A 20,697-nucleotide genomic window follows, 5' to 3' on the forward strand; every position below is an offset into this window, starting at 1 on the left:
CGTGCGGCCCGAACATTTGACGGTCCCTGACATGGCCGATAGCCTCGATGGCACTTCTTTCCTCGCGTGCCACCGTCACTCGTGGCGCCCGCGCGCGCCGCACCCAGGTCGGGCCGTTCCTACATGTCCAAGAAAATCCTGATCGTCGAAAAGAGCGACACCGCCCTCGCCGCCACCCTGCGGCCCGTCCTGGAAGGACGGGGCTTCACGGTGGACGACACCGCCGACGGCAAGGGCAGCGTGGAGCAGATTCGCCGGGACCGGCCCGACCTCGTCGTGCTGGCCGTGGAGCTGTCCGCCGGGCAGAACGGCTACCTCATCTGCGGCAAGCTGAAGAAGGACGATGACCTCAAGAACGTCCCCATCGTCATCATCGGCAACCCGGATGGTTTCGCGCAGCACCGCAAGCTGAAGGCGCACGCGGACGAGTACGTGGCCATGCCGGTGGACGCGCAGCTCCTCACGGACCGCGTGGGTGCGCTGATTGGCTTCCCGGAGCTGCCCGTCTCCGAGGACGTCGTGGACGAGAGCCTCACCCTGGACGCGCTCGGCGATGAGCCGATGACGGCGGACTTCGGCGAGGAGATCTCCGTGGACACGGGCGAAGAGGAGCCCGCTGTCGCCGGCGAGGAGCTGGACCTGGACGCGGCCTTCAACGACATGTCCTCGCCCGAGCCGGAGCCCGCCGCGCTCGTGGAGGAGGAGCCCGTCGAGGCGCCTCCCGACGCCGTCGTGGAGGGCGTGGAGGAGGACTTCTCCACCCTGGACTCGCTCGGCTCGGACGCGGATGACGCCCTGGACGCGCTGGATGACTCGGAGAAGACGGTGGTGGGCTTCATGCCCGTCCCCGCCGCCGCGCCGCCGCCCCCGCTGAGGGTCATCGAGCCGGCCCGGCCCGCCACCCCGCCTCCCGCGCGCACCCCGCCGCCCGCGCCTTTCCGCCCCACCACTCCGCCCGTGGCCGCCACTCCGGCCGCCCCCGTCACGTCCGCCGCCGACGCCGTCGAGCTGCGCAACCTGCGCGCGAAGGTCGCCGAGCTCCAGGCGTCGCTCGAGGACTCGCGTGGCGTGGCCGCGCAGGCCGAGGACCGGGTGCGTGAGCTGGAGTCCGAGCTGGAAGGCAAGGCCACCGAGTTGGAGACCGCGCGCGCGTCCGTCGGGAAGAACGACAAGGACACCTTCGCCCTGCGCGACGCCGTCAACAAGCGCGACAAGGAAATCCTGCGCCTGAAGACGGAGCTGAACCAGAAGGACCAGGAGATCGTCGAGCTGAAGGACCAGCACCTGGAGCTGGAGCAGAAGTCCAGCACGGCCGAGTCGGAGATGGCCCGGCGCGACGCGCAGATCAAGACGCTCACCACGCGCGCGGACACGCTCGCCGCGGAGCGCAAGCGCGTGGACCAGCAGCTCGCCACCTCCAAGGACGAGGCACGCGGCGCCACCGCCAGGCTGGCCACCGTCCAGGAGGAGCTGGATCAGCAGGCCGCGCAGGTCGCCGGACTCAACGCGGAGCTGGAAGAGCTGCGCAACCGCACCGGCCAGCTCGAGGCGGATGTGCAGGCCGCGCACGAGGAGGCCGAGGGCCTTCGCGCCCAGGTGGACACGGCGCAGCGCGAGGCCGAGGAGCTGCGGGGCCAGTTGGAGCAGACCCAGTCCGAGCTGTCCGAGCAGGGCACCCGCGCGGCGGACGAGGCGGAGGAGCTGCGCAAGCGCATCTCCGAGCTGGAGGCCACCGCGGTCCGCAACGAGGAGCGCGTGACGAAGCTCTACGCGCGCATCAAGAACGACGAGAAGCTGCGCGAGAAGACGAAGAAGGCGCTCGTCATCGCCCAGCAGCTCCTGGAGGAGCCCGCCTCCGCCGTGGCCGACGCCGACGAAGCGGCGGCCTGAAGCAGCTGAACGCCCCGGGACCACCCGGGGCGGTTGAACCTCGGGGGTCGAGCCTCCCGTCTGGAAGGCTCCCCCACCCCGCGCCTACTTGTCCTCGGTCTTCTTGGGCGTGGTCTTCTTCTCCAAGAGCTTCTTGGCGAACGCCTGCACCGCCGCGGGCACGTTCTTGTCGCGGCTCAGGTCCTTGATTTCGTTGTCGCGCAGCGAGTTGAGGAACTTCATGGTGACGGTGAGCGGCACCTTGGGGTTCTTCACCAGGGCCAGCCGCACCTTCATGTTCTTCGTCCACTCGCGGTTGTTGTAGATGACGCGCAGGACGTCATCCATCATCGCGCGGTTGGCCGCGAAGGACAGCACCTCGCCGTCGGTGATGCGCGGGCTGCGGACGACGGCCACGGCCACCAGCTTGTTCGTCTCGCGGATGAGCGCCGTGCGGGCTTCCTTGTTGCCCAGCGTCGCCAGCTTGATCTTCTCCGCGATGGACATCTTCATCAGCCGCTGCGCCAGCGTCAGCCGCTTGCCCTCCTCCAGCGGCGCGGCGTTCTCGTCCGCCACCTCGCCCCCCATCTCCTGGAGGAGCTGATCCGCGGTGGGGCCCGGGTCCGGCGGAGCCTCGGCGGCCTCCGGGCCGAACAGGCGCACTCGCGCGGCCTTCATCTGCGGCACGTCCGCCAGCACCAGGCCACTGCGCACGGCGAAGTCACAGACGCTGTCGATGAGCGACACCTGCGCCTGCGCGTTGGAGCAGAGGCCTCGCAGGATGTCCTCGTGACGAAGCAAGCGAAGCTGGTTCTGGCCGATGATCTCCGCCAGCTTCGCGCCACAGTCGCGCGCCACCACCGCGACGGCGTCGTCGGGCGTGCTGGCGTTGAGGATGAGCATCTCCGCGTAGGCGGCCTTCTCCTTCAGGAGGCCCAGGAAGAAGCCCAGCACCTGCGGCTGCACCTCCTCGTCGCGCAGCGCGGAGCCGAGAATCCTGTCCGGAAGGCCCGCGGACGTCTTCGCCGCCGTCTCCCGCACGGCCTCGTCCGGGTCGAACGTCAGCATGAACAACGCGCCCAGCATGTCCGACGGGCTGAGCGGAACCAGCGACTTGGCGGCCATCATCCGCAGCGGCACCGGCGCGGCAGGGTCCACGTGCTTGCGCAGGTTGGGCGGCAGGAACTCCGCGTTGAAGGGGCAGCCCGGAGGCGGTGCTGGGATGCTGCTGGGGGCGGCGGTGGTCATGTCGCGTGGTTCCTTCCGTAGATGATGCGAAGGCCCTCGAGCGTGAGGAGCTCGTCCACTTCGTGGATGGCCTTGGATTCACTGGCCACCAGGGGAGCCAGGCCCCCGGTGGCGACGACCTTCACGGGCTGGCCCAGGTCGGCCTGCATGCGCGCGCAGATGCCGTCCACCAGCCCGACGTAGCCGTACACGAGGCCCGACTGCATGGAGTGCACCGTGTTGCGGCCAATGACGTGCGGCGGCCGGGCGAACTCCACGCGCGGCAGCTTGGAGGCGTTCTGGAACAGGGCCTCCATGGAGATGTTGATGCCGGGGCAGATGCAGCCGCCCAGGTACTCGCCCCGCGCCGACACCGCGTCGAACGTCGTGGCGGTGCCGAAGTCCACGACGATGACGGCGGAGCGGTGCTTCTCGTACGCGGCCACCGCGTTGACGATGCGGTCCGCGCCCACCTCGCGGGGGTTGTCGTAGAGGATGGGCATGCCCGTCTTCACGCCCGGCCCGACGAACATGGGCCGCATCCGGAAGTAGCGCTCGCTCATCTTCTCCATGCTGAACTGGAGCGGCGGCACCACGCTGGACACTGCCACCGCGCCGACCTTCGTCGCGTCGATGCCGCTGTGGGAGAAGAGCTGGCGCACCAGGATGCCGTACTCGTCCGAGGTGCGCCGGGTGCTCGTCTCCACGCGCCAGTGGTCGAGCAGCTTGCGGCCGTCGAACACGCCGAGGACGGTGTTGGTGTTACCCACGTCGATGGCCAGGAGAATCACGGCCCGCACTCTACTCCGAAGGTGACTTGTCGAGGACCGCCTTGCCCCGCGCCTACTTCGAGCGCGGCGACTGCCGGGGCCGCAGTTGCTCCACGTCGCCCGCCAGCACGCGCTCGACCTGCCCGGACTCCGTGCGCACCAGCAGCGCCCCCGACGGGTCGATGTCCACCGCCAGCCCCCGCAGCTCGTTGCGGTCCGTACGAACCAGCACGTCCTGCCCCAGGGTGGAGGACAGCTCCTTCCAGCGGGTCCGCACCGCGTCGAAGCCCGTCTCCAGATAGAGGTCCAGCCACTCCTCCATGCGCGTCCAGAGCCGGGCGGCGAACTGGGCGCGGTTCACCCGCTCTCCCCGGGCCAGCGACAGCGAGGTGGCCGTCTCCCGCAGCTCCTCCGGGAAGTGCTCGGACTGGCAGTTGAGGTTGACCCCCACCCCGACGATGACGAAGTGGACCCGCTCCGGCTCGGCCGACAGCTCGGTGAGGATGCCCGCGACCTTGCGCCCCGAAATCTGGACGTCGTTGGGCCACTTGATGGCGGCGTCGGTACCGGCCTCGCGCAGCGTCTCCGCCAGCGCCACGGCGGCCACCAGCGTCAGCTCCGGGGCCCGCTGGGGCGGCAGCTCCGGACGGAGGATGGCGGAGAAGTACAGGTTGAGCCCCGGCGGGGACACCCAGACCCGTCCCCGGCGGCCCTTGCCCGAGGTCTGCTGCTCGGCGACGACGACTTCGCCGTGCTCGGCCCCGTCCTGGGCCAGGCGGAAGGCCACCTCATTGGTGGAGCCCAGGACCGCGTGGTGGTGGAGGGTACGACCCAGGTCATGGGTCTCCAGCAGCGGCGCCACCTCCAGCGAGGTGAGTCGGTCTGGCACTTCCACCAACCGGTAGCCCCGGGCGGGGATGGCCTCGATGCGGTAGCCCTTGGTGCGAAGGGCTTCCACGCGTTTCCAGACGGCCGTGCGGGAAAGGCCCAGCTTGCCCGACAGGGCCTCGCCAGAGGTGTAGTCGTCACCACTCTCGGAGAGGAACCCCAGGATGAGTTCCTCTTGCGTCTGCTCAGTCGATTCCACGGGCACGGCGGCACCTCGCACGAGGCGCAAGGGTACGGACCGGCGGACGGGCTTTCAACTCGCCCGCCCCAACGCCTGCCCCTCCCTGTTCACCAGCCCGGCGGTCAGCCGGCGGGCGGGGTGCTCGCTCCAGAGGGACGGCTGCCCTCCAGTTCGTACTTCGTCAGCTCCAGGCGCGTCTGGGGGATGCGCTGGCTCGCCGTCTCAAGCGCGGTCTCCAGGAGCACCATGCCCACCCCCGGGGCGAACGTCATGGTGTTGATGAGCGTGGCCTGGGCATCCACCCGGTTGCGCCCCTCCACCTGGATGCAGGACGGGAAGCTGCCCGCGGGCGTGTCACACGAGCCCCCAGCCTGGACAATCTGGTAGCGCTCCGTGGAGGACACCGACACCACGTTCGTCCACGCGTGGCCCGTCTCCAGGGGCCCCCGCAGCAGGTAGCGCTTGGGGTCTCTCAGGCCATAGGCGTCCACGGCCAGCTGCCCACCCTGGTTGTCGTGGAAGTAACCCTCCTCCTGCTTGAGGATCTCCACGGTGACGAGCTTGTCGGCGCGACCGTTGACCCGGTACGTCCACCGGTTGCCCACCGCGAGCGGGTAGTAGTCCGAGACGTCGCCAGACGCGGACTGCTTCTCCGGCTCCGCCTCCACCCGCTTGGAGCAGCCGCTCCCCAGCATCAGGGCGGCCAGAAGGACGGCGCCACCCACTCCGAACGAACGCGTCATCTCGATGTCAGTCCGCGTGGTCCCGACCACGCGCCTCCGCGGTGATGTGCTTGCGTGATGCGTAGAGCGTCTCCAGGGCCTGCTGCGCCGCGGCTTGCACGGCGGGCGCGTCATGCCCCTGGGCCACCGTATACAGGTACGCCTCCGCCTCGGGGCCACCAATCTCCCCCACGGCGAAGACCAGCTCCTGCACGAAGCCGTTGTCGCGCCCCCGCGCCAGGTCAATCAGCGCCGGCACGGCGACGCGCGCCTTCATCTCCACCAGCGCGCCAATCGTCTTGCGCAGGACGTCCCCGTCGGAGGACTCCTTCAGCCGATCCATGAGCAGCGGCGCGGCGGCGGGGTGCTGACGCTCGGCCAGCGTGCGCAGGGCGAACTCGCGCACGCGCGTGTCATCCGCGCGCAGCTCCTGCACCAGCACCTCATCGGTGCGATCCAGCGCGGACAGCTGCATCACCGCCGAGTCCGTCACCTGCCGCAGCACGGACTCCAGCGCGGTGCGCATGGCGGCCTGTCGTCCGGAGGGAGAGTCCTCCAGCACCGGCGCCTCGCCCAGGCCCACCACTTCGTAGTGCTGCGGCAGCTCACCGCCGAAGCGCTCCAGCACGAGGTTGGCGCCCACCTCCGCGTAGCTGCGAGGGTCCCCGTCCTTCAGCACCTCGCGCGTGAAGGGGACATCCAGCGTCAGGCGCCAGGGACGCACCTCGCGGGGCCCCTCCTCGCCCTTCAGCTCGAAGCGACGGGAGGACCTCAACGCCTGGGTGAACAACGTCGCGACACCCTCGGGCGCGAGTCCCAGCAGGGCGTTGTCCCGCACCGTGGCGCCGGACACATCCACCGGCGCCACCGGGTAGCTTGGCGCCTGCGACCGGCAGGCGCCAAGGAGGACGACGCAGATGGCGAGCATCAAGGCCGGCTTCATCGCTCCCCCAGGCTAACACCCGGGGACAGCCCGTGCCGGCCAATCCCACCCTCCGCGACGAACCGTGTCAGCCCTCTCCCCCTTCGGACGGACTCCGAGCCGGAAGAGGCGCAGCCTCTCGCACCTCGTGCGACTCACCCGCCTGCGTCGACTCGGTGGCCGGCGGGGGCGGAGGAACATCCCGATGAGACTCCGTGGGCGAGGCCTCGGCGGCGGGAGCAATGCGCCCCTCCTCCGTGGACTCGACGCCAACCTGGGGCGCGGCGACAGCCTCCTCTTCGGAGACCCGCGCCGGAGCGGCGACGGTCTCGCCCTGGGTGTCGGCTCCCGCCTCGCCCTGAGGCGCGGCGGTGGCTTCGCCCGAAGGCGCGGCCTCGCCCGGAGCGACGGCCCCTGCTTCGCCCTGGGGCGCGGCACCGGCCTCACCCGTAGGCGCGGCACCGGCCTCACCCGTAGGCGTGGCACCCGCCTCGGTGCCCCGATTGCCACGGCCGCGGCGACCCCGACGACGGCGGCGGCGGCGCTTGCGGTCACCCTGCGAGGCATCGCCGCCTTCCGCGGCTCCGCCCTCGGGACGCGCACCCACGAAGGCGCTCGCGGCCTCGAGGTCGTCGTCCTCGTCGTCATCCCCGTCATCGCCCTCCTCGTCCTCGGCCCCCGTGGACTGCGGCGGGGACACGGGCGCGGCGGGGAAGCTCTCACGGCCCTCGGCGGCGGACTCTCCGCCTCCGCGTGCCTCGGCTCCCTCGGAGGAGACCTCGACCTCGTCACTCGGGCGGGCCTCGCGCTGCTTGTCGCGGTCTCGCTCGCGCTCCCGGCGACGCTTCTCGCGGGGAGGACGCTCCGGCCGCTCCGACGAAGCAGCGGCGGCGGCGACCTCCGGGGACTCGTCGTCGCGCGTCTGCTTCTCGCGCTGACGCTCCTCGCGGCGCTTCTGGGCCTCCTCGGCGTCCAGCTTCGCGGCCTCGAAGAAGGTCTCGTCGACCTCGTACAGCTCCACCCGGGTGATGGTGACGGCGGTCTCGGCCTCCAGGAACTTCTCACCCAGCGCGTCGCCACACCACAACATCACCAGCGAGCCGCTGGCCTGGGCCTCCGTGCGCGCATCCCCGCGCACGTCACCCGCGCTCACCAGCAGACCCACCTGCGCCGAGTAGTGGCTCAGGTCGCGACGCAGCTCCTGCACCGACTTGCGGTCGATGGCGGGCGCGCCCTTCAGCATGCGCACCGCGTAGCGAAGCTCCACGCTGCCCTCGCGCTTGCGCGCCGTGAGCAGGGGGCCTTCCTTGGAGCGCTTGGCCACCTTCAGCTCGCGGAAGCCCAGCCCGTGCATCATCTTCACCACGGACTTCTCGAAGGTGCCCACGTCCGCTTCGCCCAGGCGCTTGCGCAGCCCGCGCGCCACGGCACGGCGTGCATCCTTGAGCGACGTGCGCAGCGTGGCGAGCAGCGCGGCGTCGACCACCGGCTCTCCCGCCGCCGCCGTGGCCGCCGTACGGGCCAGCACCGGACGCCCGGCCTCCAGGGGAATGCCCAGCGCCTGCGCGAACGCGGCCTGCAGCTCCAGCGACGGAGCCTCGCTCGGCGAACCCGCGCGCTCCAGCGTCACCTCTCCGGAGTCCTTGTTGAACGCGTACTGCGGACGCCGACCCGCGTCGATGCGACGCTGGTTGTCCTCCAACAGCGCCGTGAGCACCGCCTCCACCGTGAGGTCCTCGGCGCACAGCTCCTTGCTCCGAGCGCGCTCGATGATGACCTCCGTGCGCAGCCCGGCTTCGGCGTCGCTGAGGATTTCGAACACCACCTCGGGCAGCGGCGGGAAGCGCTTGCGCTTTCCACCCCGCTCCTCGTCCTCGTCCCTCCGGCGCTTGCGCTCGCTGCCTCTGCCCGCCGCACGCACATTGTCCGTGCGCGGCTCCGGATGCCGCTCCGCTGGACGCAGCGGCGGCAAGTCCTCTTCCGGATTCGGCTCGATTACGCCAGTCTGCGCCAGGGCCTCCACATCCTCGGGAATCGACCAATCCACCAGCGCGAAGGTGTCCTTCGCGGTCACAATCACCTTGCGGTCCCTCGTGCGACGCGCCATGGCGGCGAGACGCGAGAGCATCGTCACCTCAGGCGTCTTGCCGACGTGGGAGAGCAGGCTTTGTTGGATGGACTTCTCGGTGATTTCAAGGAAGTGGAGGGGACGACCTTCGCTCTCCAGGATTCGGAGCGCGGCCTCGTAAAATGTCATCGAGTATTCCCCAAGAATTCCGAACGGTTACAAAAATGTAGGTCCGTATGGGCGGCGGATGCTAGCCATCGGTAAACTGGCTTGTCAACGAACCGAAGATGACCCGCATACGCATCGGACAGCGTTGGAAACGCGAACCCTCGGCCTCCCCGCTGGATTCCATCGCACTGGAACTGGATGGAGTGGACCTGCTGTCCGGCGCGGTGGAGGAGTCCTTAGCAGAAGTCGTTCCCGCTTTGGTGCGCGCCGTGGCCTCCTTGCATACAGGGGGGCGTGGGCTGGCCCAGGTTTCCCTGGCGGAGGCCCACCTGGAGCTGGTGCTCCGGAGGGTCGGCGCGGAGGTGGAGCTCCTCGTGGCGAGCCTCGCCCGCCCCGCCCGGCTGATGCGCCCCCCCGTGCGGGTGGACGCCGAGGAGCTGACGGAGGCGGTCCGGGGCACCGGCGCGCGATTCCTGTCGGACGTCACCCGGGTGGCGCCCCGAGCAGTGTCCGGGCCCCTGGCCCAGGCCCTGGCGGAGCCCCTGAAACAGCTCGGTCGCCCGGCGAGGCCCCCGGAGGAAGAGCCCGCCCGCCCGTCGGTGAAGCGGGTGGAGCCGCCTGAAACACCCGGTTTCGGCTTCGAGCTGAAGGACGCCGGCGCGCGAGCCAGTCGCGAGGGCGGCAAGCGGGGCGCATCCGGAACCCTGGCCTCCCTGTTGGGCGCTGGTGAGGTGTGGCTGGCGCTGCCCGGCCGGCCGGACGCGTGGAAGGTGCAGGCCCCGCCGTTCCTCACCGTGCTGGAGCTGTCGCGGCAGGCGGTGGAGCTGACCCGGGCGGTGGAGCTGGGGGAGGCGCGCTTCGAATTGGAGCCCGCGGGCGCCCGGACTCCACTGTTTCTGGACCTTCAAACGGGCAAGGCCCGGACGGGGCGCACCGGAGCGCCCTTCGCGCTCACCGGCGGCACCCTGGCCACCGCCCTCTTCCACCTGGGTGAGGCGCTCGCCGCCGCGTTCGCGGAGGAAGACCGCGCACAGGTGAGCAACCCCTATCTGGTGGAGCTGGCGGACCGGTGCCGGGAGGGCCTGTCCCACCTGCGCGGCGCGGTGGAGCCCCCGGAGCAGACCGGCGCGGCCCGCGAGAAGCGGACGAGGACGGCGGAGAGCGTGTCGAAGCCACTCAAGGTGCCCGGTCGACTGCGGCGGCTGCGGTTCGACCGCTTGTGGGAACAGCGCGGGCTGGAGGACGCGGAGGAGTCCCGCCTGTTGCTGGGGCGTCATGGGCCCGTGTGCTGCGCGCCCCAGGCGGCGGTGGCCTTCTCGCGCAAGGACGGCTCGCGACTGTGGAAGCGGGCGGCGGCGCTGGGCGTGGCCGCGTCGGCGGATGGGCACGCGGTGGCGGCGGACCTGTCGCGCGTGTACGGCTTCACGGGCCGGGGCACGGGTGCGCGCTGGCTACATGACCACGACGGCATCCCCCTGGGGCCGTTGCTGCTGCGCAAGGATGGGCTGCTGCTCACCCTCTCCGAGGACCGCACCGTGGTGGCCTTCGCGGAGGCGACCGGACGCGAGGTGTGGCGGCTGGCGCCTCCCCGCACGCAGCGAAGCTGGCTGACGACACAGGGACACCGGGCCCTGGTGACGACGGACTCCGGCTACGTCTACGGGTTGGATTTGGAGGACGGCCAGGTGCGCTACCGCATGCGCGCGCCCATGCCCTTCCATGGCGCCCCCGTGCCGTGGGGACGGCGCTTCCTGGCGCTGCTGGGACGCGGCTCGCACTGGGCCCTGCTGCTGGCGGACGCGCACACGGGCGAGGCGGCGTGGACGCACGAGCCCAACCTCACCCACCCCTCCGCGCCGCTGCCCGTGGGCTCGCGGGTGTTCATCGCGGGAGAGCGCGAGCGCGAGGGCATGTTGCTGTGCCTGGACGCCAAGGGACAGCGGGTGTGGGAACGGCCGCTGAACCTGGGGCCGGGCCCCTATGCGCTGTCACCCCTGCCGCGCGCGGTGGTGGTGACGAGCGCCTCTGGCGCGGCGGCACGGGTGGCCGCGTCGGGCACGGTGGACTGGCGCGTGGGGGCCGCGGGAGAGCCCCTCATCGGCGCGCTGCCGGCACGCACCGCGCGAGGCGTCACGCTCTTGGCCGGCGAGAAGGTGCGCGCGGTGGACCCTCGCGGGGGCCAGGTGCTGGCGGAGGTCCGCGCCGGGCTGGGGCTCGTCGCGCTCCAGGCGGACGTGCGCCTCAACCTCTACTTCCTGGACGACACCGGCACGCTGTCCGCGTACCGGCTCGGCTCCCACTTCACCGTCGTGGAGTGAGGGCGCGAAGTCCCACCGCGCCCCCTCCTCCCCAAGGCCGCTAGTTCGCGGCGGCCTTCTTGCTCGGGTCGATCTCGTCCTCGGGGCGCTCTTCCTGCGTGGCGCCTTCCCACGTCTCGCCCGCACCCAGCTTCCACTCGGAGGGCACGTCCAGCTTCCACACGTAGGAGGCCGTGGCGTCACCGCCCGAGGCCGCGCGCGAGGAGATGTTGATGGTCATGTCCATCTTCGCCACCTCGATGGGCATCAGGTCCAGGTCGTAGTGGCCCAGCACCATCTGCGGAGGGAACTCCGCGATGAAGCGCTCCGGGTGGTCGACCTTCATCGACGGGTCGCTCCCGCGCATCTCGCCCAGGAGCTTCCCCTTCGCGTCGGTCAGCTTCCACACCGTGTCGAACGAGGCGCTGGTGATCATCTTCCGCACCTTGCCCTCGTCCTTCAGCGTCCGCTGCGCGCCCCACAGCGCGAGCTGCAAGCGCACCTGGGGCTTGCCCATCACCATGATGACGTCCGAGGACACGACATCCAGCCGCATGCCCTTGTCCGTGGCCGTCCACACCGGGCGGTAGCGCCCCTCGCGCAGACTGTCGAAGACCTTGCGCGTGTAGTCGTAGAACGCCTTGCGATCTCCGGCGCGCTCGTCCTTGCCGCTGTCGGCGCGCTTCTCCAGCTCCTGCAGGTAGTTGTCGAAGTTCTTGTTGCCGTTGAACGCCTTCAGGTGGTCGTCCACCTGCTCAAAGTAGCTCTTGAAGAAGGGCTTCAACTCCTCGCGATACGCGTTGTCGTCAGGGTTGACCCGTATCCAGGAGACGCGCTCCAGATAGTCGGCGTGGATGCGCTGGATGTCCGCCTCACGCTGCGCCTCCTTGGTGCGGGCACTGGCGCTGCGGTAGCTCATGATGGCGCCCAGCAGCACACCAGCGACGAGGACAATGACTCCGAAATAGCGCTTCAAGCGGCAGTCTCCTGTGCGGTGGAGCAGGCAGTGATATGAAAATTCCCCAACGTGATCCAGGCCACCGGCACCCACCTGTTCAACTCGCTGCTTCCTCTGGAGGAGGGAGAGCTGTTGCGCAACCCCCAGGTGGCTTGGGAGGCCTACGGGGAACCGTGCGACGGCAAAGCGGTGGTGCTGCTGCACGACTTATCTCACTCGCACCGGGCGCTCGGGCCCGTGGAGGACTCCGCGTACCAGTCGTCGGGATGGGCGCGGGAGGTGGTGGGGCCGGGGCGGCCGTTGGACCCGGGCATCATGCCCATCGTCGTCCCGGGGCTCCTGGGCAGTCCCTTCGGGAGCACGTCACCGGCGACGGTGGACGTGGAGACGGGCGAGCGGCTGGGGCTCAACCTGCCGCCGCTCACCGTGCTCGACATGGCGCGCGGGGTGTCCGCGCTCTTGAGGGCCCGCGGGCTGAACCGCGTCCGGGGCCTGGTGGGCGTGGGGCTGGGAGGCCAGGTAGCGCTGCGACTGGCGGCCCTGTTCCCAGAGCTGTCGGACTCGGTGGTCGTCATCGGCGCGGCGCGGGCGCTGCCCGAGGGCGTGCGCGAGAAGCTGGGGCTGGCGTGGCAGTTGCTCCGCGCGGACCCGGACTTCCGCGAGGGCCTGTACGAGCCGGACGCTCAGCCTCGCAAGACGATGCGGCGACTGCGGCTGGACTTCCAGAAGCTGCTGTACGGACGGGAGTACCTGTCCCGCACCTTCCCTGACGTCGACACGGCGAAAGCCGCCCTGGACGCGGAGGCGGAGGACTTCGCCGACCGCTTCGATGCCACGTCGTGGGCCACGCTGTGCTCGGCCTACGCGGGCTGCGACGTGGCGGACTGCTTCTCGCAGATTCGCGCGCGGGTGCTGCTGCTGGCGGGGAGCTCGGACGTGCTGGCGCCGGTGAACCGGGTGCGGGACACGTACCATCTGCTGAGCGCCGCGGGCGTGAGCGCGCGGATGGTGGAGCTGCCCGGCCCCGGAGACCATGGGGCCCTGCTGACGGAGCCGGAGCGACTGCACGCGCCGCTGGGGGATTTCCTCCGGCGCGTGGGCTGAAGACGGCCCTCCGCTACTCGCGGGGCTGCGGCGCGGAGAGCTTCCCGCGCAACGCGCCCACCAGCATGCTGATGGCGATCTCGTTGTTGCCGCCGTGCGGAATGATGATGTCCGCGAAGTGCTTGGACGGCTCCACGAAGCCCATGTGCATGGGGCGCACGTGGCGCAGGTACTGGCTGACGACGTGGTCGAAGTCGCGGCCCCGGTCCTTGATGTCGCGGGTGAGGCGCCGGAGGATGCGCAGGTCATCGTCCGCGTCGACGTAGATCTTCACGTCCATCTCGTCGCGCACTTCCTTCATGTGCAGGACGAGGATGCCCTCGATGAGGATGATGTCCCCCGGGTCCACGCCCATGGTGCGGGGCTGACGCGACGAGGTGACGAAGTCATAGACGGGCTTCTGGATGGGGCGTCCGGCCTTCAGCTCCCGGAGGTGCTTGACCAGCAGGTCCGTGTCGAACGCGTCCGGGTGGTCGAAGTTCACCTCCCGGCGGTCCGCGATGGGGAGGTCCTTCAGGTCCCGGTAGTACGAGTCCTGATCGATGAAGGCCACGCGGCAGTCGGCAAGCGCCTCACGGACCTTTCGGGCGACGGTGGTCTTGCCGGACGCGGTGCCACCCGCGATGCCGATAACCAGGGGTGACGACGTCATTGCGGCGCGACCTACCCTACCGGACGGGCAGGTGCAAGGGTTCGGTCCACTCCGGGGGTGTCACCCAGGCGGATCAGCCGGTGATGGAGCCCCTCCGCCAGCAGGGCCGGGGGCACCGACTCCACCGCCCGGGGACGGGCGGACAGCTCCCGGAGCAGCTCCGCCAGCCCCCGCGACACGCTCAACAGCTCATGTCCCGGGGACTTGCGTCGCACCGCGAAGGTCCACGGCGAGGCTCCCGGGCGCCGCGCCACCTGCGCCAGGGCCTCCAGCCCGGACAGCTCCAGCTCCCCACATGCCCACGCACGGGAGGTGAGGTGCCGGCGCACGGCCCGAGCCGCGAAGAGCAGCTCGGACAGGTCCGCCGGAAAGCTCCCGGGCCGGACCTCGTCCACCATGCCCACCTGCCCCGCCCCCGGTGCGGGCACCGCCTTCATGAACGCGGTAGGCGCCATCATCTCCAGGCTCAGCGCGGCGGAAGCCCCGTCATCGGGCCGCTCGCGCAGCCGCCGCATCGCCCAGGTGGAGAAGGATTGCGGCAGCGAGCGCCCTCCCCCCTCGAAGAGGTTTCGGTACTCGCGCGAGCTGGTGAAGGCCACCAGGTCCTCGCGTGTTCCCGCCAGGAGCAGGCGCGACAGCGGCCAGTCCTTGTCCAGCAGCTCCGCCACCACGGCCAGCCGGAAGTCCTGGTCCGCCAGCGTGCCCTCGGGGTCCTCCGTCGCACCCGTGGGGACCAGGCCGTGGCCCGCCTCGAACAGCTCCCAGGGGCGGCTGTCACCCGTCAGCGGGGTCGGCGTGCGAGCCTCGGGAGCGCGCAGGCGCAGCGGAGGCCGCTCTCCCGAAGGAATCATCGCGCGCAGGCGACGCAGTGACACCTGCGCCACCTCGGCGGGGTGACCATCGCCCTCGAAGGTGACGGCGCGCAGGGAAGGACAACGCGGTAGCAAGGACTCCAACAGTTTGAACAGCTCCTCGCGCACCGGCTGCGTGTGGTCATCGACGTAGAAGCCGCGAGCCCCGCGGCGCGTCACCACACCGCCCGCGATGTGGATTTCGACGACCTGCTCCAGGGGGAACCCATCCAGTCCGGCTTCCAGCGGGAGACCGGACGCGAGCTGGTGACTGAAGAGGTGCCCCAGGTCGAGCAGCAGCGGCAGGCCCGTACGCGCGTGCAGCTTCGCGAGGAAGTCGAGCACGTGCCACTCGCCCCGCCGCGCCAGCACCGCGGGGTTCTCCAGCACCAGGGGCATGGAGAGGTGGGCCTGGACATGGAGCGCATGCGCCACGCAGTCGCTGAGCCCCGCCTCGTTGAAGGGAGGCGTGATGTAGAGGTAGCCCGGAAACGGCTGGCCCCCCACGTGCCACCAGCCCACGTCGTTGCCCACCCACGGGCTGCCCACGGCGCGCGCGTGCGCGTCCAGGTCCTTCAGCACGGAGACAGGCTCCAGCTCCGGCCCCCAGAGGTTCAGATGCACGGGGTGAAAGAGCACAGGCACATCCGAGCGGCGGCTCCACATCTCGGGGAACAGCGACGCCTGGGCGCGCGCTTCGTCCAGGGACAGGGGCGCGCTGTACTCGACGAAGTCGAAGAGGCCCGGTGACGCGTCGAGCAGCCGGTAGGGCTGCGGGATGTCCGCCGCGCCCAGGTTGCTGCTCAGCCCCAGGCCCCGCCAGGGCAACGTCCATGCGTCCGAAACAGCCTGCGTCATGCGGCGGACCCTAGACCACCGCTCATGCTTTGTGTTCGGGGTTCATGGGCTGCCGAGCAAGCCACGCCAACCATCCGAGCGGCGCACCGCCGGGGTTCTCCCGCGCATAGGCGTAGAACCGCTCCAGGAAGGCCCGGCGCTCGGCGATGTACGGGGCCTTTCGGCTGGTGGGGTCCGCCTCCTTGCGAAGGTCATAGCCACCGAGCCGCGTCTGGCGCGTGAGCAGCGCGTCCAGCGAGAGCCTCTCTGCATTGCGCAGCATGTCCAGCAGGCACATGAACGTGGCGGTGCGCCCCTTGCCTCCCCGACAGTGCAGGTGCACGTGCGCCCCCTCGTCCAGCGAACGCACCTTCTGGATGAAGCGCTCCACCGTCTCGTCGCGAGGCCGGGTGTGGTCGGTGACGGGCAGTCGCACGTAGCGCTCCGGCGGAAGCTCGAAGGCCCGTGCCTCATCGCGGACGTCGCGACACTCCCACTCGGTGGAGACCAGGGGCTCACGGCGCTTCACCGTGCCGGCATCGCCCACCCTCGCCGTCCGCGAGCGCGCGAGCAGCCACAGCCGTCCGGCCTCCAGCCCCAGCGCCTCCTCGTCGGAAAGGCCCGCCGCGCCCCAGTTGGACTCGGCGTACCAGCTCACCGCGACGCCGTTCAGGAAGCCATGTGACTCCTGGCGCAGGTCGAACACGTGCAGCGCTTCAGCGCTCACGCCCTCGAGTCGCCGCACCAGGTCGCGAAAGCCCGCCACGGAGAGCTGGGCACTCCCCGAGCACCGCAGCTCCGAGAGACCGTGCGTGTCCAACCCCACCATGTCCGGCGGCCGCGTCGTCGTGCGCAGCAGGCGCGCCTCGTCGCCCCCGTCGTCGAGAACGAGCACCGCGGACGTCGCATCGGGAGCAAGAGGAGGTATGCGCATGGGCCTATCAGACGTGCCCTTCATCCGTGATGGGAGGAAGCCCCAGATTCGGGCCGGCAATCGCCAAGACAGGCCCGGCATTCCCCTGGGTGAGCTTATCGAACATCGAGCGGATTCTCTGAACCTCGTCGTCGCGCTTCCTCTTCTCCTCCTCGTCGGTCGTCTTGTCGGAGGAATGCGTGACCAGCCATTTGTGGAAGAGCTTCTTCATCTGGGGGTCGCCCAGGTAGTTCTGCGCGCCAATCGCGGCGGCGATATCCGCCTGGAGGGTCAACCGCTGTGCGGGCTGGAGGCTGGGCGCCTGTTCCTGGTGCAGCATGAGTGCGCCCATCGACCCATCCAACAGGGGCCGAGGCACGGACTCGCCCCGGACCAGGCGCTGCCACGCCGCGTACTCGCGAAGGACCTCCTGGTTCTTGTCACCAGCCCACACATCCACCTCGGTGCCCGTGCGGTCCACGTCGCCCGTCGTGCTCCACCGGGGAATGACCGAGCCCGGGCAGGCCGCGAGCACCTGCTCACGCGCCTGGGCCGTCGCCGCCTTGAGCTCCCGGCCAAGGTTCGCGCCCGTCTTCTTGTAGAGGTCGACGCAGTCCTGCCAGAACGACCGCACCTGCGTCTGTCCACCCGGTGAACGGTTCAACACGGCATTCCACACGTCGTCCCCATCGACGCGCGGAATGGCGCTCAAATCACGGACCGTCGCGTCGGCGTGCGAGCCCTGGAAGGTCTCGAACATCGTGTGGAAGCCACTCACCCGCTTGTCGTAATACAAGCGCCAGAGCACGGCGTAGCCGGCGGAGATGACGAGCCCCAAGGGGATGTTGGCGAGCGCGGGCACCGTCGGCACGAGCGCGAGCCACGCCAGGATGCGCCCCTGGTTGTGGCCCGACGTGCCCGCGTAGAGCGGCGCGAGCATGAGTCTCGACGAGACGACGTTGGGACAGAACTCGTTGCGACTCCACCCCGTCGCGAACGGAAAGGGATTGGCCGCCGGGTTTCCGTAGCCGGGGTCATGCGGTGTCGCGCTCTGATGGACGCGCATCGTCACCGGCCACCCGCCGCATCCCGCGACGTTGCCGGGGAGTCCTCCCAGCGTGGCATGGTCGAACTCCACCCGGATGTGAGCGCTGTGCGCCTTGCCACCCGGCAGGATGCGCGCCAGGTCGCTGATCATCACCTGGTACCTCGCCACCGGTGGCAACATCCGCCAACGGCGGTACTCCTTGCCGCCGTCGAGCCCCTGGAAGTCAGCGATGTGTTGCGCGTTCGCTCGGGCACGCGTCGCCGGGGAGTCGTTCAGGCAGTCATGCAGCGCTCCGAGCACGCGAGTCGCCACCTGGAGCGCGGTCAGGGCCTGACCCGGGCCCGACTTCTCCAGCGCGATGCCTCGAAGATAGTACGGCAGGTATTCCCACATCGCGGGAGTGGCCGTGGGCGCGGCGACCGCGGCGGCCACCGCGTCGAGCATCTGCAGCTGGAGCGCGGCCAGTCCCCTGCTGCGCAGCAGTGACAACACCGAGATCTTCTCGATGGTGCGCGAGGGCCAGGAGGTGACTTCGCCGACGATGGCGCGGGCCGCTTCCGTGACGTTGCGATAGATCTGGATGCGATCCCGGCGACCCGCGACATTCAGCTCACTGAAGAAGGGCAGGTTCGCCAGGTTGTTCAGCGTCGCCTGATTGAGCCCGTGTTTGCTCCACAGCCGGTTGTATTGCTCGTCCACGGTGGAGCGGTGCGCATCGCGACTGCCCAGGTTGCCCGACAGCGGGCTCAGCCAGACCTTGAGCAGCTTCAGGTACTGCTTCTGGACCGCCTCGGTGACGAACGCCCCCGCGTTGATGGAGAAATCCAGCCCCCAGACGGTGGTGGCGCGTGCGACGAGCGCGCGGCACACGGGGTCCGCCGCCGCCACGGTGAGCAGCCGCCTTCCGAACACCTGGGGATCCGCGTCGATGGAGTACCAGGGGACGACGCGGGTGGCGTTGTTCAGCTTGGGGTAGGTCCCGGTGTAGTTCGCGATGAGGATGGCCGGATTGGCCGTGGTGATGGCGGTGTCATTACCGTCGGCGGTGTTTCTCAAGAAGATCATCATGGCGGCGTCACCCTTTTGACGTCGCCTTGAGCAAGGAGCGTACCGACACGGGAGCATGTCCCGTGCGGGCAAGGGTCCCTGACGACCGCGCCCCTGGCGTTCCAACGTGACGCGACTGCGTCTGACGGGAACGCGCGGAACCTTTCGCGCCCGCCTGCTGTCGGAGGTTCCGGCGATTCCAAGACACGGAGGCAGCAAATGAGGCGGAACCCCAGGGCCGTCATGGGTGTCGTGTGCGCACTCGCGGTGGGCAGCATGATGTTCGCGTGCCGTTCGAGCGAGGAGGGCGCCAACGCCCCGGCAAAGGCACAGGGCGACACGGACGGAGCCCCCGTCTTCGCCGACAAGGCAGGGCTGATCGTGACGCCCGAGCCCTCGAAGCAAGCGCCAGAGCCCGCGTCCGCATCGGCTCCAGCACCAGCACCCTCCTCGGCCCCGCCCACTGCGAAGCGCAGCCACCTCGGTTCGCAAGGTCTTGGAGTGTTCGGCACCGGCGCGGGCGGCGGCGGCCTGGGGAGCAGGCTGGGCCCGGGCATCGGATCCATGGGAACGGGTTCCATCGGAACGAAGGGCCGCGGCGGAAGCAGCTCGAGCTACGGCTCCGCCAAGGCCCCGTCGGGCTCCAACGGCGCCCACCGAGTGCACCCCATGGCCGTCCTGGCCGGGAAACTGAACACGACGCCCGAGGAAGATCCTGCCGCCGCACAGCGCGCGGAGGCCGCACTCGACACGGTGGTGAATCCCTTCGTGACGACGCAGGAAGACCGGCTCTCCACCTTCGCGGTGGACGTGGACACGGCCTCGTACACGATGACGCGACGGGCGCTGATGGAAGGCTCGCTTCCACCGCGTGACGCCGTGCGCGTGGAGGAGCTGCTCAACTACTTCCGCTACACGTATCCGGACCCTCGGCCGAGCGACGGCCCCTTCGCCGTGCACATGGACGCCGCGCCGTCACCCTTCACCCCGAAGCGACACCTGCTGCGCGTGGGAGTCCAGGGCAAGCGACTGAGCATCTCCGAGCGGAAGCCCGCGCACCTCACCTTCCTCGTGGACGTCTCCGGGTCGATGAGCTCACCGGACCGCCTGCCGCTGGCCCAGCGCGCCCTGCGCATGCTGGTGGACAACCTGCGTGACGGCGACACGGTGGCGCTCGTCACCTACGCGGGGAACGTGCGCCGGGTGCTCGGCCCCACGGGCATGGAGCGCAAGGCCCTCATCCACTCCGCCATCGAGGACCTCACCGCCGGAGGCTCCACCGCGATGGGCTCGGGCATCGAGCTCGCGTACCAGGAAGCGATGAAGACCCTGGATGGGACCTCCTTCTCGCGCGTCATCATCCTCTCGGACGGCGACGCCAACGTGGGCAGGACGTCGCACGAGGACATCCTGAAGACCATCCAGGGCCACGTGAAGGAAGGCATCACCCTCACCACCGTGGGCTTCGGCATGGGGAACTACAAGGACACCACGATGGAGCAGCTCGCGAACAAGGGGAACGGCAACTACTTCTACGTGGACTCACTGATGGCCGCGCGCCGCATCTTCCAGGAGCAGCTCGGCGGCACGCTGGAGGTCATCGCGCAGGACGTGAAGCTCCAGGTGGACTTCGACCCTGCGCAGGTCGCCCGCTATCGGCTCGTGGGCTACGAGAACCGGAACATCGCGGACCGCGACTTTCGCGACGACAGGGTGGACGCGGGCGAGCTGGGCTCCGGCCACACCGTCACCGCGCTGTACGAGCTGGAGCTGAAGCCCGGCGCGGGCGAGGCACTTGCCACCGTGCGAGTGCGCGCGAAGCAGCCGCGCGCGGTGAACGCCACCGAGCGCGCGTACCCGTTCCAGGCCCACGCACTCGCGAGCACGTTCAAGGAGGCCAGCGTCGATCTGCGCTTCGCGACGGCGGTGATGGGCGCGGCGGAGCTGCTGCGCAAGAGCCCACACGCGGAGAACTGGAGCCTGGAGACGATGCGCGACATCGCACGCGCGGCGTCACCCGCGGGCAACGCGGAGCGCGAGGAGTTCCTCACGCTGCTGGAGAAGGCTCGGCCGCTGCTGCGCGGTGTCGCCGCGCGCTGAACAGAAGCGGATGGATTCCGGAGCCCCGCGTTTCCAGGCGGGGCTCGTGGGGTAGACTCGCGGGTCCACCCCTAC

Annotated in this window: 15 protein-coding genes; 4 read left to right on the top strand and 11 right to left on the bottom strand. The window is 69.9% G+C overall.

What is annotated here, in order from left to right:
- The first annotated feature begins 123 nt into the window (after nucleotides 1–123).
- Nucleotides 124–1,890, top strand: coding sequence for a response regulator (locus HUA76_RS43365; RefSeq protein WP_174464242.1), 1,767 nt, complete (start codon nucleotides 124–126; stop codon nucleotides 1,888–1,890).
- A gap of 84 nt (nucleotides 1,891–1,974) precedes the next feature.
- Here the strand turns inward: HUA76_RS43365 and HUA76_RS43370 are convergent, their stop codons facing one another.
- The 6 genes from HUA76_RS43370 to HUA76_RS43395 form a co-directional block, all read right to left on the bottom strand.
- Nucleotides 1,975–3,117: a hypothetical protein gene (locus tag HUA76_RS43370; protein WP_174464243.1), complete on the bottom strand. Its 1,143-nt coding sequence runs from the start codon at nucleotides 3,115–3,117 to the stop codon at nucleotides 1,975–1,977.
- Nucleotides 3,114–3,884, bottom strand: coding sequence for a type III pantothenate kinase (locus tag HUA76_RS43375; RefSeq protein WP_141648083.1), 771 nt, complete (start codon nucleotides 3,882–3,884; stop codon nucleotides 3,114–3,116). Before HUA76_RS43375 ends, HUA76_RS43370 begins: the two co-directional genes overlap by 4 nt.
- A gap of 55 nt (nucleotides 3,885–3,939) precedes the next feature.
- Nucleotides 3,940–4,959, bottom strand: a complete 1,020-nt coding sequence (locus tag HUA76_RS43380; RefSeq protein WP_174464244.1) for a biotin--[acetyl-CoA-carboxylase] ligase — start codon at nucleotides 4,957–4,959, stop codon at nucleotides 3,940–3,942.
- Between the two features lie 98 nt (nucleotides 4,960–5,057).
- On the bottom strand, nucleotides 5,058–5,708 hold the full coding sequence (locus HUA76_RS43385) for a hypothetical protein (RefSeq protein WP_371745625.1): 651 nt from the start codon (nucleotides 5,706–5,708) through the stop codon (nucleotides 5,058–5,060).
- On the bottom strand, nucleotides 5,686–6,600 hold the full coding sequence (locus HUA76_RS43390) for a HEAT repeat domain-containing protein (RefSeq protein ID WP_141648073.1): 915 nt from the start codon (nucleotides 6,598–6,600) through the stop codon (nucleotides 5,686–5,688). Before HUA76_RS43390 ends, HUA76_RS43385 begins: the two co-directional genes overlap by 23 nt.
- 67 nt (nucleotides 6,601–6,667) lie before the next feature.
- A complete protein-coding gene (locus tag HUA76_RS43395; RefSeq protein ID WP_254614878.1) occupies nucleotides 6,668–8,836 on the bottom strand; it encodes an HTH domain-containing protein in 2,169 nt (722 codons plus the stop codon).
- A gap of 98 nt (nucleotides 8,837–8,934) precedes the next feature.
- On the opposite strand from HUA76_RS43395, the gene HUA76_RS43400 reads away from it, so the two are divergent.
- Nucleotides 8,935–11,133, top strand: coding sequence for a PQQ-binding-like beta-propeller repeat protein (locus HUA76_RS43400; protein ID WP_174464245.1), 2,199 nt, complete (start codon nucleotides 8,935–8,937; stop codon nucleotides 11,131–11,133).
- Nucleotides 11,134–11,173: 40 nt separating this feature from the next.
- Here HUA76_RS43400 and HUA76_RS43405 read toward each other — a convergent pair whose 3' ends face one another.
- Entirely contained in the window at nucleotides 11,174–12,088 is a 915-nt protein-coding gene (locus HUA76_RS43405; protein WP_174456665.1) for a hypothetical protein, read from the bottom strand.
- 51 nt (nucleotides 12,089–12,139) lie between these two features.
- Between HUA76_RS43405 and HUA76_RS43410 the strand changes: the two genes are divergently transcribed.
- A complete protein-coding gene (locus tag HUA76_RS43410) occupies nucleotides 12,140–13,174 on the top strand; it encodes an alpha/beta fold hydrolase (protein ID WP_174456666.1) in 1,035 nt (344 codons plus the stop codon).
- A gap of 13 nt (nucleotides 13,175–13,187) precedes the next feature.
- Here HUA76_RS43410 and udk read toward each other — a convergent pair whose 3' ends face one another.
- Genes udk through HUA76_RS43430 form a run of 4 tightly spaced genes read right to left on the bottom strand, consistent with a single transcriptional unit; the run spans nucleotide 13,188 to nucleotide 18,543 of the window.
- Entirely contained in the window at nucleotides 13,188–13,826 is a 639-nt protein-coding gene (gene udk / locus HUA76_RS43415; protein WP_141643739.1) for a uridine kinase, read from the bottom strand.
- An 11-nt stretch (nucleotides 13,827–13,837) separates the two neighbouring features.
- Nucleotides 13,838–15,535 carry a DUF692 family multinuclear iron-containing protein gene (locus HUA76_RS43420; RefSeq protein ID WP_174464246.1) on the bottom strand — a complete coding sequence of 566 codons (1,698 nt, stop codon included), beginning with the start codon at nucleotides 15,533–15,535 and terminating at the stop codon, nucleotides 13,838–13,840.
- 22 nt (nucleotides 15,536–15,557) lie between these two features.
- Complete coding sequence (locus HUA76_RS43425) at nucleotides 15,558–16,448, bottom strand: protein tyrosine phosphatase (protein ID WP_174464247.1); 891 nt, start codon at nucleotides 16,446–16,448, stop codon at nucleotides 15,558–15,560.
- A gap of 7 nt (nucleotides 16,449–16,455) precedes the next feature.
- Nucleotides 16,456–18,543 carry a hypothetical protein gene (locus HUA76_RS43430; protein WP_174464248.1) on the bottom strand — a complete coding sequence of 696 codons (2,088 nt, stop codon included), beginning with the start codon at nucleotides 18,541–18,543 and terminating at the stop codon, nucleotides 16,456–16,458.
- A gap of 648 nt (nucleotides 18,544–19,191) precedes the next feature.
- On the opposite strand from HUA76_RS43430, the gene HUA76_RS43435 reads away from it, so the two are divergent.
- The gene (locus HUA76_RS43435; protein WP_141643771.1) at nucleotides 19,192–20,622 is read left to right on the top strand and encodes a von Willebrand factor type A domain-containing protein; all 1,431 of its coding nucleotides are present in this window, start codon (nucleotides 19,192–19,194) and stop codon (nucleotides 20,620–20,622) included.
- Nucleotides 20,623–20,697 lie beyond the last annotated feature (75 nt).

Source organism: Myxococcus sp. CA056 (assembly GCF_013336715.1).
Lineage (GTDB): Bacteria > Myxococcota > Myxococcia > Myxococcales > Myxococcaceae > Myxococcus > Myxococcus llanfairpwllgwyngyllgogerychwyrndrobwllllantysiliogogogochensis.

What these genes read in the sequence shown, in the direction of transcription:
- HUA76_RS43365 (WP_174464242.1), top strand. Translation starts at nt 124, where the DNA reads ATGTCCAAGAAAATCCTGATCGTCGAAAAGAGCGACACCGCCCTCGCC.
- HUA76_RS43370 (WP_174464243.1), bottom strand. Translation starts at nt 3,117, where the DNA reads ATGACCACCGCCGCCCCCAGCAGCATCCCAGCACCGCCTCCGGGCTGC.
- HUA76_RS43390 (WP_141648073.1), bottom strand. Translation starts at nt 6,600, where the DNA reads ATGAAGCCGGCCTTGATGCTCGCCATCTGCGTCGTCCTCCTTGGCGCC.
- HUA76_RS43395 (WP_254614878.1), bottom strand. Translation starts at nt 8,836, where the DNA reads ATGACATTTTACGAGGCCGCGCTCCGAATCCTGGAGAGCGAAGGTCGT.
- HUA76_RS43400 (WP_174464245.1), top strand. Translation starts at nt 8,935, where the DNA reads ATGACCCGCATACGCATCGGACAGCGTTGGAAACGCGAACCCTCGGCC.
- udk (WP_141643739.1), bottom strand. Translation starts at nt 13,826, where the DNA reads ATGACGTCGTCACCCCTGGTTATCGGCATCGCGGGTGGCACCGCGTCC.
- HUA76_RS43420 (WP_174464246.1), bottom strand. Translation starts at nt 15,535, where the DNA reads ATGACGCAGGCTGTTTCGGACGCATGGACGTTGCCCTGGCGGGGCCTG.
- HUA76_RS43425 (WP_174464247.1), bottom strand. Translation starts at nt 16,448, where the DNA reads ATGCGCATACCTCCTCTTGCTCCCGATGCGACGTCCGCGGTGCTCGTT.
- HUA76_RS43430 (WP_174464248.1), bottom strand. Translation starts at nt 18,543, where the DNA reads ATGATGATCTTCTTGAGAAACACCGCCGACGGTAATGACACCGCCATC.
- HUA76_RS43435 (WP_141643771.1), top strand. Translation starts at nt 19,192, where the DNA reads ATGGCCGTCCTGGCCGGGAAACTGAACACGACGCCCGAGGAAGATCCT.